The 13,093-nt window shown below is 59.5% G+C and carries 13 protein-coding genes and 1 pseudogene; 3 read left to right on the forward strand and 11 right to left on the reverse strand.

Annotated elements, in window-relative coordinates; translation table 11 throughout:
• Positions 1–221: hypothetical protein (locus EN932_RS38405; protein WP_206618937.1), on the reverse strand; the 221-nt coding region annotated here is incomplete at its 3' end.
• Positions 222–1,027: 806 nt separating this feature from the next.
• Here EN932_RS38405 and EN932_RS37955 point away from each other — a divergent pair.
• On the forward strand, positions 1,028–1,204 hold the full coding sequence (locus EN932_RS37955; RefSeq protein ID WP_164753997.1) for a hypothetical protein: 177 nt from the start codon (positions 1,028–1,030) through the stop codon (positions 1,202–1,204).
• Positions 1,205–2,121: 917 nt separating this feature from the next.
• On the opposite strand, the gene EN932_RS15205 is transcribed toward EN932_RS37955, so the two are convergent.
• The 5 genes from EN932_RS15205 to EN932_RS15225 all read right to left on the reverse strand — a co-directional run bounded on the left by EN932_RS15205 (position 2,122) and on the right by EN932_RS15225 (position 5,185).
• The gene (locus tag EN932_RS15205; RefSeq protein ID WP_128338339.1) at positions 2,122–2,652 is read right to left on the reverse strand and encodes a DUF1003 domain-containing protein; all 531 of its coding nucleotides are present in this window, start codon (positions 2,650–2,652) and stop codon (positions 2,122–2,124) included.
• A gap of 40 nt (positions 2,653–2,692) precedes the next feature.
• Positions 2,693–3,736, reverse strand: a complete 1,044-nt coding sequence (locus EN932_RS15210; RefSeq protein WP_127366847.1) for an alpha/beta hydrolase — start codon at positions 3,734–3,736, stop codon at positions 2,693–2,695.
• A 247-nt stretch (positions 3,737–3,983) separates the two neighbouring features.
• Positions 3,984–4,247 (reverse strand): DUF488 domain-containing protein, encoded by a 264-nt coding sequence (locus EN932_RS39720; RefSeq protein ID WP_164755114.1) that lies wholly within the window; start codon positions 4,245–4,247, stop codon positions 3,984–3,986.
• Positions 4,248–4,459: 212 nt separating this feature from the next.
• Positions 4,460–4,741 (reverse strand): hypothetical protein, encoded by a 282-nt coding sequence (locus EN932_RS39725; RefSeq protein WP_164753914.1) that lies wholly within the window; start codon positions 4,739–4,741, stop codon positions 4,460–4,462.
• Between the two features lie 159 nt (positions 4,742–4,900).
• Positions 4,901–5,185: a hypothetical protein gene (locus tag EN932_RS15225; protein WP_013525246.1), complete on the reverse strand. Its 285-nt coding sequence runs from the start codon at positions 5,183–5,185 to the stop codon at positions 4,901–4,903.
• A gap of 269 nt (positions 5,186–5,454) precedes the next feature.
• Between EN932_RS15225 and EN932_RS15230 the strand changes: the two genes are divergently transcribed.
• On the forward strand, positions 5,455–5,685 hold the full coding sequence (locus EN932_RS15230; protein WP_127366848.1) for a hypothetical protein: 231 nt from the start codon (positions 5,455–5,457) through the stop codon (positions 5,683–5,685).
• A 21-nt stretch (positions 5,686–5,706) separates the two neighbouring features.
• Here EN932_RS15230 and EN932_RS38900 read toward each other — a convergent pair whose 3' ends face one another.
• On the reverse strand, positions 5,707–5,949 hold the full coding sequence (locus EN932_RS38900) for a hypothetical protein (protein ID WP_127366849.1): 243 nt from the start codon (positions 5,947–5,949) through the stop codon (positions 5,707–5,709).
• A gap of 68 nt (positions 5,950–6,017) precedes the next feature.
• Positions 6,018–6,737 carry an SOS response-associated peptidase gene (locus EN932_RS15240; protein ID WP_128368899.1) on the reverse strand — a complete coding sequence of 240 codons (720 nt, stop codon included), beginning with the start codon at positions 6,735–6,737 and terminating at the stop codon, positions 6,018–6,020.
• A 76-nt stretch (positions 6,738–6,813) separates the two neighbouring features.
• Between EN932_RS15240 and EN932_RS15245 the strand changes: the two genes are divergently transcribed.
• A complete protein-coding gene (locus EN932_RS15245) occupies positions 6,814–7,047 on the forward strand; it encodes a hypothetical protein (protein ID WP_027162013.1) in 234 nt (77 codons plus the stop codon).
• Positions 7,048–7,612: 565 nt separating this feature from the next.
• On the opposite strand, the gene EN932_RS39730 is transcribed toward EN932_RS15245, so the two are convergent.
• The 3 genes and pseudogenes from EN932_RS39730 to EN932_RS15275 all read right to left on the reverse strand — a co-directional run.
• Positions 7,613–8,149: a hypothetical protein gene (locus tag EN932_RS39730; RefSeq protein ID WP_348630207.1), complete on the reverse strand. Its 537-nt coding sequence runs from the start codon at positions 8,147–8,149 to the stop codon at positions 7,613–7,615.
• Positions 8,150–9,617: 1,468 nt separating this feature from the next.
• The gene (locus tag EN932_RS15270; RefSeq protein ID WP_128368902.1) at positions 9,618–11,750 is read right to left on the reverse strand and encodes a hypothetical protein; all 2,133 of its coding nucleotides are present in this window, start codon (positions 11,748–11,750) and stop codon (positions 9,618–9,620) included.
• Positions 11,750–13,093, reverse strand: a pseudogene (locus tag EN932_RS15275) (hypothetical protein); the annotation flags it as partial. The pseudogene EN932_RS15275 and the gene EN932_RS15270, both read right to left, overlap by 1 nt.

Consider the following 13,093-nt stretch of genomic DNA (forward strand, 5'->3'; position numbering starts at 1 on the left):
GTTATATGGATAATGTGCTTGTGCCGGCTGGCCTCCAGCCCACCGGCCAGCGCTGCCGCGATTGCTGAAGATGGCGGGACGCCGTGCTCTATCGTAAACCCGCTGTCATCCGTGTGATCGATTTGTTCGTCATCCGTCCGCGAAATATGCCTGTTCACTGAAATCTCACCTAGTCCCCAGAAGAACGTCAGCACAGCGACCCCGTTCCTGGCGGCGCGCATTAAAGTGTTCCAGGATGGGGCAGCCGGTGCGGCGTTGATGCATTACTTCCTAGCTGCCCTAAGAACTGGCGGCTGTGATTCTGTCACCTTGAATCACGCTCGACGCCGGCAGAACGCTCCGTGCGTGGGGCCATGCCGCGCGGTGGCCCGTCCGCCGGAGTTAGTATGTGCACATGCTGAATTGCCGAAATGACGATAACCACGCGACGGCCGTCGTTTCGGAACCCCCTTGCCGGCCAGCCGAACTTTTGGCGCGAATAACAGTTCGGCCGCCAACATCAGCCAGGTAAGGCTCTTTGCCATCATGCGCATGACTTGTTTGGCCAAGAAAACGCGGCCCCTCGACATGAGAGGTCGTCGGGCTGCTTGTCGCAACGCTTGGCTGGCGACGCGCAGGCATGGAGTGGAAACGGTCTAAGGATCGCTCGTGCCATGGACCGCCTGCCTGTCCTGGAACGCCAGGCCACGGTCCTGGTTCGCATGATCGGACTGTCGCACGAAGACGCCGCCAATATTTGTGATTGCGACATAGCCACGATCGAGGGTCGGATGCAGCGTGCAAGGACACGACTGGCCGCCCTGCCGGTATGAGCACAACATTGGACAACCCAAACTGATGGTCGGCCAGGCCGAGTCGTAAGCCGCGCCCTGGCCTGCAAGCGGCGTCATCATACGGTCGACACCGTCATGCGGCTAGTAACCGTCCAACCTGCAGATTGCTCTTCGACCGCCTCGGTTTGTTATGCACGACCTGGAACCATCAAAGAGCCGCCGGGTTCGACCAATGGACAGCTCGGGTTCGCAACATGGAAGAAATCGGCAAAGCACAACAGAAGGTCATAGCCCGCCTCATACGGCAGTGGATTTCATCGGACGCCAATCGTCGCCAACTTCGCTATTTGCTGGACCTGCCGACAGACGCCGAAATGCCCAGAGAGCATCGGTCATTGCTTGACGAACTCGACCGAAAGCTCAACCAGTGAGCGCCCGCTGGAAATGAAACGAAAGCAAATGAATCGAGCCGGGTAGCCAAGGGCAGGTGTGGACGCTCCTTCGCCGGCGTGGCGCCGATTGGCCGAAGCTCAAAAACGAAGCGAAGCCCTCAAGAAGAAGACTGTCATCACCTTGAGGGATTGTCGAGAAAGCTGTTCGAGATCGTCCTCGTCCGTTATCCCAGCTTGGTAGTAAGCCAAGATGCGCGATGCCCCGTTCTCTCTCGGTTTCGGTCTCGTTTTTTGGGATTGCTGCGCGCCAAGACGCGGCTCAGTACGGCCAGCTCTGATGGGGTGAAGGCGTCTCTATGCATTGCATCAACTCCGCGCCGCCCGCCTCGGGAGGGGAGCCGAGGCGGGCTGAAGCTGTGGGGATCCAGCTTCCGATGCCGGGCAACAGGCGATTGTGCAAGAGGGATTGTCCGGCGCGGCCCAACGCAGGATGGACAGAATGTTCCGGGAGCTTTGGTGAGGCGAAAATAATTGGCTAAGAGCCAGAAGCACGGCGCAGGATACGGCATGTAAGACTTGCCGGCGTGCGATCCAGTCAGCAGCTCGGGCCAAGATCCGATTCCTGGATGTGAGTTTCTAGACCTTGCTGAGCATTTAAGAGTTGAGGTACGGCCGTTATGATCTGCGGCAGAAAGAAGGGCTTGGTGATCATATATGCTGTTGGGAACACCTTCGGCTCTCCAGTGTACCTCGCTATCGCCGCTGATACGCTGCCGCGATCGATTGACGTCCTGACGTCGCCTTGGACAACGCCAAGACGGGCTTGGTGCTTCGACAGCCAAGTGCCCAGACGATGAGGACGATTGCAGGCCTACAGCAGCCGCGCGAATGGTTTCTCGCTGTAAGCTCGTGTCGGGTTGGTACGCTGCGGCGGCTTGCCGGCGCGGTCGCTTTGATCAAGCTTCCTGCTGATCTTCAGAAGCCTGCTGGATTTGGGTCATCACCTTTCGGGGATCGACATTCTCTGCCAGTTGCCGCAGCTCTTTGTCGGCCGGGGTGGAGACATTCAGACGCGCCGCCAAGGCAGCCACCATCTCGATCAGCCGCGTGGTTTCATGTTCGTTAAGGAGGCTGATCTGCAAATCCAGTTCCGCTCGGCGCTCGCTGTGTTCGGCCATTCTGTTCTGATTGATCAGCACGAAGGTAGACAGGAAGATTGCCTCGACGGAAGCGACCATGGCCAGGATCACGAAAGTTGGGTCCCAAGCTGGGATGGCTGGTATCGCGCCTAGGTTTGCAAGGATCCAGGCGACGAGGATTGCGAGATGCAGATAGACGAAAATCATGCTCCCCGCGAAGCGCGAAATAGCGCCGGCAATCCGCACCTGAACGCTTTGGTGCTCCTCCTGTTGTCGCCTGTGCTCGACCAGTGCCTCTATGTTCTGGTGGAGCACCGACTGCGTGTTGGCTGGACGTTGGTCGCTCATTTGGAAAGCTCATTTGAACGACGATCTGGTGCAAGCGGCGTCACTTGTCGCCCGCCTGGAACATTTGCGGAGCCGGACCTGGCTTGAACTCGTCGGCACGCAGCTTACGTCGCTGCCGACGGTTCGATTGGGAAAGGGCGTGCCGTGCTGAAATCGTGTGCACCATACCGACTACTGCCTGCGGGGCGCTCTGATGAACCATATGGCCAGCGCCCGGAATCACCTCGAGGAGAGACCCTCCAACTTCGCCATGCAGGCGCCGTGCATTCCGTTCCGCATCGAACAACCGGTCTCCAGATCCCGCCAGGATGCCGGTCGGTACGGAAATGTCCTTATAGCTGGCCTTCACCGACAGGGCCGCGGCCAGCATAGATGCTGACTCCGAACAAACCGCCCGCAGTTGGGAAGGGCGGCTGGCGGCATCCTTGGCGGATGCGGCGAAGTCGCTGGCGATCATAGCGGGTCGAAATATCTTTTCCATTGCCCAAGGCCAGGCAAGCCTCACAAGCAGCGGCAACAAGGTGTGGCGAAACCCCGTTCCGATCACCGGCAATGCCGGGAGTGCGGCCAGTGCAAGATCCAGCCGCGGTGGCGGATAGTAATAGCCTGAGACAAGCACAATGCCGGCGACCGATGAAGGATGCCTGCGCGCCAACTCGAGGGCGATCCAGGCTCCCCAGGAATGTCCAAGCACGAGATATTTCTTAATACCCAATCTGCCGGCGGCGGCATGTATGAGGTCGGCTTGGTCGCAAGCGGACCAGCGCCGGGTGCGCGAACGTGAGCTTCGCCCAAAGCCGGGACGGTCAAATGCGAGCACCCGGTAGGTCTTTGCCGCCTCATCGAAGACGCCGCTCGACTTGAAATCCTCCGCCATGGATCCATTGCCATGCAGGAGAAGCAGCGGCATGCCGGTTCCGGCTTCGATAAAATGCAGGCGCAGACCATCAATTGCCATCATACGTCCGCATGTCAGGCTGGCGATCGCACGTTTGGCGCGGATGGCGTTGTATCCCGCTAATGCCGCTAATGCAGCGACGGACAACCCGGCCGCTAGTTTCGCCCCGTCTCTGTCCAACGCCATGCGCGTGCCTTAGAAGCTGTCTGCGTGACCCAACCTTCGAGGTCACAGCTTGTTCCGCCACCCTGTGCCCGGCGCGGAAGGCTTTTCAACGCCTGGCGATCGCCATGGCCGCGATCTTGCAATGATCCATGCTTGCGTCCCGAGGAGATGCTCCCCGGGATAAACGATCGTTCCATCATCGCGCACACAGCGCCTGGCGTCAGGCTGGCCTCCTCGGCATGACCGGCCCAAGAGTATGCATGACGCGTCAGCCTTCTCCGAGCAGGTAGTCGGAAATAATGCGGCGGTGGCACCGCCACCAGACGGCTTCCGCGCACATGATTGGGCAGCGATGCCGGCTGCTAAGCTCTCGCAGTTCCGCCAAGCCTTTGGCGAACGGCTCCGCCGGTGAGCGCTGTCTGCTAACGTGGCTCTCTTTGGAAAAGTAAGCCCGCTGCCTGGGCGGGGGGCTTGGGGTTAGGCAGCGGGCTTCGTAGGCGATTAGGGGTTCAGACGAACCGAACCCACGCAAACGATGCTCTCAGAGTGTTAACGAGACCTTAACGAAGCTCGGAGCGTTTTACCAATCTTGGCGACCTGTGGATAACCCTCGCAGTTACGCGTTCAATGACAGAGTTGAGGTCCACGGCTTCGCGGTCCCCTGGACAGCGTATTTCGAAAGTTCAGCAAGGTGCATCTCATGTCTTTCGTCCATTGAAGCCCGCCCGCGAGAACCGTGGCCCCCTAGTGCGGATCCAGCCAAGATGATTTTCCCGCGTTCCTCGATACCCCGTTGTCTAATTGAATTGCTGTGTACTGCTCGGCGAGGTCGCTTCGGAATGGGCCTTTGTCAAAGAACTTGAGATTGCAGCCGATGGCATAGCCGACATGTTTCGGGCGAATCTTCAGATCATCCTTCGGCGCGCTGCGTTGATGCTCCGGAACGTCGCCGGCCTCCCGCCAGAGCCAGCAACACAGGACGCATTGAACTCCCTCGCCGCCGAGATGAACATCGGCCGGTATCATTCAGATCGTGCTGAGGGAGTGGCTACAAACGAATGCATATCTGCCAGTCCCGATGATTGACGAAAGCAACATGGCTCGCAAGGAAATGGCCCGCAGAAAAAGGCCCGTGCCTGACGGCCGGGCCAAATTTTGGGAACTACGCCTATAGAGCGGTTATTCTCAGCCGCCCATCTTCTTTGCCATGGCACAGAAATCCGCGTGCGACTTGTTGAGCGTGGTGTCGCCGCAGTCTTTCAGCACCGCCTTTTGTTCATCCGGTTTCATGGACATCCATGCGGTCTTGAAATCCGCTTCCGACCTCAAGGTTTTCATGCCGGCATCCGTGAAGAAAGGTGACATCTTTGCAGGATCATCGAGCGCGGAAGTGGTGCTGCTGCCAGCCAGCGCTGAGCCCGTCATCACTGCGAGCGCCATCGCGCCCATCGTAAGCATTTTGATGCTCATTTTTTCCTCCGTTAGTTCTACACGCGCAAATCGCGTGACCTGGGGAAAAAACGTCGGCGTCTGAACTCTGTTCCCCCATCTCGCCGATTCCGCATCGGCAGCCGTCTGACGCGCGCTGGTGTCGTGGAGAATGGCCGGTGCAGTGAGCAGTCCACCGTGCGGCGACGGACCACTGCGGCCAGCCTAAAGTGCGATCGGCAAACGCGGGCCCATTAACCACTTTCCTGGATAGATCGGACCCCAATGGGGATGCGGGGAGTTTACCTTGCATGGAAAATCACAAGCACAGATTCTATTGTCATATTGAGCGCGACGGATTGTGGGGAGTTTGGGATTGCGTCGCCAACAGGCCGGCAAGGTTGGGCGGCGGCGACCTTCTCGGGTGCACTGCCCAAAGGGCTGAAGCTGCGGAACGCGTCCTGACGAAAATTTACGACGGCGGACTTGATGCCGTCGCTATCCGCATCGCCGGCATTGTCAGTTCTGTGGGTTCGGCCTGATCGATCCCTGCCGCTAGGCGCTTACCCAGCCTTAGGGGGCAGCACCGGTCCAGTGGTGTTCCACCGGATGAACTCGACCTCTTTCCCGGTGACTTGCCGCACCGTATTCAACAGCACCTCGTGCAAGACGCGCGTCTGCCTGTAGTGGTCGCAATGTGGTGATATGAACGGCTTGATGATGCTTAGGTGCAGCGCTTCCGCTGCCACCAGGAAGCGCTCGATTTCAGCCTGTGATAACTGCTTTGAGGGTTTTGACCTAGCCATTGCGACACCTTTTGAGAGTCGCCCCACCTGAGGACAATATTCCTACCGCGAGCGTTCACTGTAAAGGCTCAAACGTCGAAAAGGTCGTTTGGTCCCACGCCAATTTCGTCAATGAGGTCCGGCGTGTTGTTTCGCGGGCTTCCGACCTTCCTGTCAATCGGCCACATCTTCATCAGTTCCGAAGGATATGGCTTCATAAGGTCGCGTGGATCCAGTTCCGGGCCGAGCCAGCGCATGTAATCGGCAGGCGCCAGAATAACCGGCATGCGATCATGGATCGTCGCCATCAACGTATTAGGCTCGCAGGTGACGACAGCGAAGGTCCGGATCAACTCGCCGGTGGCCTTGTCGGCATATTCTTCCCATACTCCAGCCATGGCAAAAGGCTCGTCATCCTTCATGGCGATAGCGTAAGGCTGCTTTTTCTTGCCCGAAACATCGAGCTTTTGCCATTCGAAATAGCCGTCGACGGGCACCAGGCAACGGCGCGCGGCGTATGCTTTTCGGAACATGCCGTTGCTGGCAATCGTCTCGCACCGCGCATTGACAGGCGGTGGACGCCCGCCGCCATCGCGCGCCCAGGCGGGAAACAGCCCCCACTTCGCAGAAACGAAACCGGCCATGCTCGTGGAAAGCTCTTCACGTACAATGATTGGATAAGTCAGGCTGGGCGCGCCATTCCAGACCGGGAACCCGTTGCCCAAACGCTCAACGTCGCCAGGGTGCGCGAACTCGAAGCGCCGTACCATGTCCGGGATGGTCGATTTTACAAAAACGCGTCCACACATTTACGGTCGTCTCATTGACAAGGATCGAGGCCCGCCCAAAATGGGAACGGAGTGAGAACGAGTCAAGGTTGTTGTGATGCCGAAGAAGCCAAAGGACGTAATGCTGCCAGGAGTATCGGGCGTCACAATCGATATCGATGACCGTGACAATCCTAGGGTCTGCCTGGTCGGGCTGTTGACTGACGAGGGAAAGCGATCCTTCACATTGAACGAAAACGGGGCACGGATGATGGTGAAGGCGTTGCACTCATTTCTCGATCTCCTCGACGGATCTACCTCCGTGACAAAGCCAAAACGCCCGGCCAACTGAGAACACAGCGCATGATCAACCCGCCGAAGCGACAGGACGAATATCAGGACCGCGCTAAGGGTCATTAAAGCCCACCGGGTGCATAAACTCTTGCGCCGACCTGGAGGAACATGCGTCCGCAGTCGAAGTTCGGAATGCGCTTGGCAAGGAAATCTCCTTGAAACAGCCGAGCAAGGCCCGCCACTGGCTCCGAGACCCGGTGGCGGGCCACCCGCAATCAAATCTTTTCGTAGGCTGGAACCTGTTTCTGAAATCTAAGTTGGAAATGTGCTTGGTTGAGATTCCCCTCCTCAAATCCAAGCTCTGGTGCAAGTGCAAGGCCCGCCGCTGTAATTGTGTCCTCAGCGGCGGGCTTACTTCGTCAGGCGCTCCACGGTCTCAATGATCGCCTTGGCCAATGCCTCGCCTTCATAGATCGGCTCTGGGCCATAGTAGCCCCGTCAACCATTCCTCGGATGGCAGCACGCCGGGAGGGCAGACCTGCTCGATGGCCATTCGGACGGGCTTCAAGGCTGCGCGTTCGCCAGTGAGTTCGATTGCCACAGGGGGCGATACGGCTGCGGTGTCATAATTTCGCCTCGCGGATCGCTCGCAAAGTCGCATGGCGCAGCTTGTCCTCGCGCTTCAAGGTCTTCACGCGTCCGACAAGGCCAGGTTTGATCCATTCGGCGTCGGGCTTGTCCGCTCCCTTCGGCGTGCCTTTCCCCTCTTGCACCTTGGCCCATAGGCGTTCGCGCATGGCTTTGGTCAGGGCGATGTTTGCTGATCCGACGTAGCGGCGTTCCGCATCGCGGGTCGCCATCAATGCGAGGGGAGCTGAACCGGGTTTTAGCTGCACGCCTGCAACCTCAAAGTCGACTTCCTCGTAGCATTTGGTTTTCAGCCACGCTTCGGTGTCGCCTGACCGATACACGCTGTCCGGCCGCTTCGACACCATGCCCTCCAGGCCCATGCGATCAACCGCAGCGTAGAAGTCAGCCCCGCCGCCATGTACATGGTGGCTGTACTGGATAACGCCCCTGGCAGGCCCGACGAGTTCGAGCAGCTTTTCGCGACGTTCCAGCAAAGGTGCGGGGCGCAGGTTGATGCCGTCCAGGTGCAACAGATCGAAGGCGACGAAGATGATCCGATCCGGCGCCCATCGCATCGCCGACCGCAGCGAATGGAAGCCGACACACCCTTCTTGTTAAGGACGATTGCCTCGCCGTCGATGATTGCCGACTTGGGGGAAAGGGTTGCCGCCGCCTCGACAATCGTCTTGTACGTCTATGACCAGTCGTAGCCCCTTCGCGTGATCGCTCGGGCCGTGCCGTTCTCGATTATGATTTGCGTCCGATAGCCATCGTACTTGATTTCGTGAATCCAGTTGTCCCCTGTCGGCGGCACCTCGACAAGCGTGGGAAACATTGGCCGGATGAACTTCAGACGCATGAACTGACCCGCAAAACTGCGATTCAATTTAGCACGCGCTAAAATGGTTCCGGAACATTTTAGACGAATTGAATGTTTGACAGCTATGACGAAGCTATCCGACCTAGGACCATCGATCCCCGGCAAGCAGCACGGCGGCGAGCCGGCTGATGAGGACCACAACTTCTATACCTGCCCGACGTGCGGTCAGCAGGTCGACATGCGCGACTTGCGGCAGGTTATCTGGCACGAACGGCCAAAGCACAAGCCGCTATTGTCGCTGGTAGAGTAATCCGTCGACAGCCGTCGATGTGCAACCATTTGGGGCGTTCCGCATTGTTACTCGCATAACGAGCGGAGATAACCTTAATGTGGATCTTGGCGGCTGTTTGTATTGGCCTCGCGTTGGCCTTGTCTTTGGGGTGGGCTATGGGGCTTTCGAAGTAGGACGTCGCGGGTCATCGGGCCTCCGCTTGGCACCAACCAAGCAAAAAGCCCGCCACCGGGATGGTGGCGGGCTCCTGGAGAGGCAGGCCATTTGGGGGACGGGTGCTGCCCCTACAGGCGTCCCTTTTGTTACAGTCACATCATTGTCAACAATAAAACGTTGCTTGGCTCGATGCGGACTGCGCGAAGGATGCTACAAGATTGTTGGATGCGGTGCGGACGAGAGATGGGGGCATCACTCGGGCGCGACTGGCTCAGGCGGGCTACCGCATCCACTCCACCATTCGCGAAATCTGAAAGTCCGCGCCCCAATGCCTCCACGGATGGAATGCTGATGGCATCCAACTTGCGCCATTCGGTTCCTGGCTGTCAAAATAGCCCGCCGCCTCTCGGAAGCGGGCAGCGTAGGCCTTATGATCACCCGCGATAACTAAAGTACACCCCGCCTGACCTGATGCTAAATCGGCCGCCTGCCTTGCATCTTTCAATCCCGCCTGTTTCCGCATATGTTCCCGCCCATGTCCAGGAACACCGTCCTTCAGCTCATTGCGGCCTTGATTACGATGGCGGTGCTGGCGGTACTGCATCAGGGGCTAGACTGGTTTCTTAGCAGTCTTGAGCCAAAATTCATGATGGGGCTGGTCGTCGGCTTTATGGCGGGCACAGTCCTAATTCTGCTCATCTGGTACTATGAGGACCGCAAAGAGCGGTATTCAAGGGCGGTTGGCCTCAGCGGGGCCGCTGAGCAACAGCGCGCGCGCAACACGATCGACCTGTGACTGCTGAAGACGAGATCCCCGGCCGGCCTTCATAAGCGCCTCCAGCACTGCGCTCTGTTGTGGGCCGCCTGTCAGGGTGCGAGCCATGTCGGCAACCGCCTTTTCATTTCCGCCGTTGTTCAAGGCCTCGATGACCTTATCCACTGTCCGCATGCCTGCAGCTCGGGCCGCGCCACGGGCGCCGCCGGCAATGAAGCCTTCGCGAACGCCAAACCCTGGTGCATTGCCGGGATCAATTGCTTCGCGAGCAGCAACACGCGCCGCCGTCTCCGAATTGCGCGTGACGATGTTCGACGTATCGGCAAACAGCTTTTCACGGTCGAGCAGATCGATGATGGAGCGGGCCTTGTCGGACCCGAACAGCGTCGACAGACGAGCCCGGTTCCAATCGCCTTCGCCCTTGATGAGCCGCTGAAGCGCCACACGGTCGTTTGCGTTGGTGCCTACGATGCGCTCTATCTCGGCTCGCGCGCCTTCGCGCAACCGCAGCGGCACAGCGGATGGCCCGACTTGCAAGCCTTGTGGCAATGCGCCCTGCCGGACTTCGACGGCGAGTTCATCGGGGCGCGGCGCTTCCCGGCCGCTTGAAAGGACGGATTGACCGCGCTGCACGGCATCCTTTTGCCGGGCCAGCTCTGCATATTTTGCGTCAACTTCCTTGATGCCGGGAACCGACGCCCGAAGCTCGTCGTCGACAGCCTGCCGCGCTGTTGTCAGGGCGTTGACAGCGTTCGTTCCCTGGGTCGTCTCCAGCATGTCGTCTATGGCGTGCCGAGTGTTCAGCAATTCGCCCGCGTCCGAAACCAGAGATGTGCCAGGAGGTGGTTGGTCATTGGCCCGAGCCCGAGCAATGTCAGCCGGCGTCGGCTGATGGTCGAGCATCGAGCGGACACGCTGCACAAGGCGCTGCGGCTCGCCGCGCAATGTCTGGGCTTCGGTTTCGAGATAGCGGGCAATCGGCAATGTGTCGACGGGGCCGGCATCGCGCAAAGCCTCTCGATATTCAGGCGCGAGGCGCTGTTGATTGGTGTTGGCTCGATGGATGATGCGCGACGGCGTAGGAGCCTCGCCAAGGGTTTCATCAAGGGCCGACCGGATACGCCAGTTGGCATTGGCATCGCGTGCGCCGATGGCGTTCCGAACAATAGTCTTGCCCTCGCCAGGCGTAGCGGCAATGGCGCCGGCCGTGTGACGCATGTTCGGGCCAAGATCCATCAGCATGCCATTGTCGCCGAGTTGCGACAGAGCAGCGGGATCTACAGCATCCTGACGGACAGCGCCCGCCAAGACCTTGGCGGCGCTCTTGTCGAGCCCGAGAGCGCGCGCAACCGCGCCAATGTGAAGGTTGTCGGCAACGGCCTTCACGCCCTTACCGATCAGTGGCGCCAAGAATGGCGCAGCCAAACCAGTTGCAAACCCGATCCCGGCGCCTTTGCCGGCTTCCTTGATATCTCCCCCCGAACGCACAGCAGAATCCGCACCGTTGATCGCGGCTCCAGAAAGCGCGCTAAGACCATATTGCAGCGGCTTCGACGCTGCGCCAATGCCAAACGCCTCTGGCGCAGCCATCATTGCCGGCAACGTGCCAGCAACCGCACCGGTCACGTTGCCAAGCGTCCGCGCGACTGGGTGGGCCTCGCGGCTCGCCTCGTTCATGCGGGTCATCTCCGCATTGACCTTCGAATAGGGTTCACCGCTCAACAGCGAGCCTATGCCAGCGGACGCGGCTGTAAGACCCTTGTCGATGTAAGGACCGGCGATCGGCACGCCCTCGCCTGTCGAGGTGAGATAGGTTCCCGTGGCGCCCATTTCTGGGTTCGGAACAAACGTAGGCGCCTCGTGACCTTCTTCCGGCTTGGGGCCGCCGCCTGCCATGATCTGCTGCGCCTTGGCAATTCCAGCCTTCGCGCGTGCGTTGGCATCACCAACAGCTCCGCTGTCCAGTGGCGCGGCGGCCGGCAGAGACTTCGCAATCTCTTCAACTGCTGCGTTCTGTTGCTCGGGCGTCATCGACAGAAAGGCGTCGTCGACCTTGACCTTTTGGCCCTGGATGTTGAGCGTTGCCATCAGGGTTCAATGCTCCATTTCAAGCCGTTGCTCGTCGTGCCGGCGCCGGTCGGCTCCGCAGCCGGAGCATCACCGCCGCCGCGACTGCTCCTGATGGCGTCGACCATCGCACGGACGCGCGCCAGCTTGTCGTTCACCGATTCCTTCGCCTCGCCCGGCTTGGGCGTCAGGATGGAAGCCTGATTTTCCACTTCGGCAGGTGCCGCCGTGGCGCCAGATACGCTGTAGAGGTAGGACGCAATGATGGTCTTCAGCGAGTTCGAAGCCCGCTGATAGTCCGACGATTTCAGGTAATCCGCCCCGTAGTCCGAACCGTGCGGCACGGCTGAAAGCGCCTGATCCGACAGGTTGGACAAGGCGGAGAAATTGTCTTCGACAATCTTCAACTCGGGCGCGACCACTGAATAGAGTTTAGCGTCTCGCTGCTGCTGCTCGTTCGGCGGCTTCGACTTCGGACCGGTCAACGGAACGATGCCCGCGTTCTGGTTCGGAGACTGGTTTTCCGAGCGCGGGCTCGTTGGCGCAGCCGGCGCCGGGGCAGCGGCCGGAGGAGCTTGCACAGGCGCTGGACCGGCTGGCACTTGGGCGCCAGCAGCAGGACCAGCGGCAGGCGGCGTGATGGGCTGAGGCGCCTGTCCCGGCATCTGTGCAACGATGCCGGAAGGCGTCAGGAACATCATTTCACCATTCGGGCCGGTGATGGTCTTGCCAGCCGCGATCTGGGCTGCCTGTTCCTGTGTGACCTTGTTGTTGTTCACCAGCCAGTTGAGCGCCTGGGCGTCGACTGAATTTCCCTTGAACATGTTGCCTTGGCTGCCGCCGGGCGATGCAGCGACAGCTTTCGTTTCGCCAGTGCGCTTGTTGTACAGCGTCCCGTCGTCCAGCTTTTCCCAATCGGTTTGCTGGCCCGTATAGACGGCCTGATGAGTCTTCGGATCTACAAGAGAGCCGCCAACCTCAATGAGCTTGTCCTGGTCGGCTTGCATCTTGCGTTCGTCGAAATCGAGCCGCGCCTTTTCTGCCGGCGTCATCTGCGGATTGCGAAGCCGCTCCGTCTCGATACGAGTTTTCTCCATGTCGAGACGGTTCTTCTCCATCTCCAATTGCGTGGCCGGGTCGGCTGCGGACATTTTCTGTTTCAGCAGCATGCCGACGACGCCGCGCTGTTCGGCGCTCAATCGCGGATCTGTGGCGGCTTTCATGAGTTGCTGCACGGTCGGGCCCCCATCCGCAATCTGAACGCCGCCGCTCTGATCAGTTGGCTGTGGGCCGGTGTTGACCGGAATCCAACCGTGATCACCAGTCGCCCCAGCCATTCCGGTCGTCTCGACATACTGATAGGT

It is taken from the genome of Mesorhizobium sp. M7A.F.Ca.US.002.01.1.1, from assembly GCF_004022955.1.
GTDB classification, from domain to species: Bacteria; Pseudomonadota; Alphaproteobacteria; order Rhizobiales; family Rhizobiaceae; genus Mesorhizobium; species Mesorhizobium ciceri.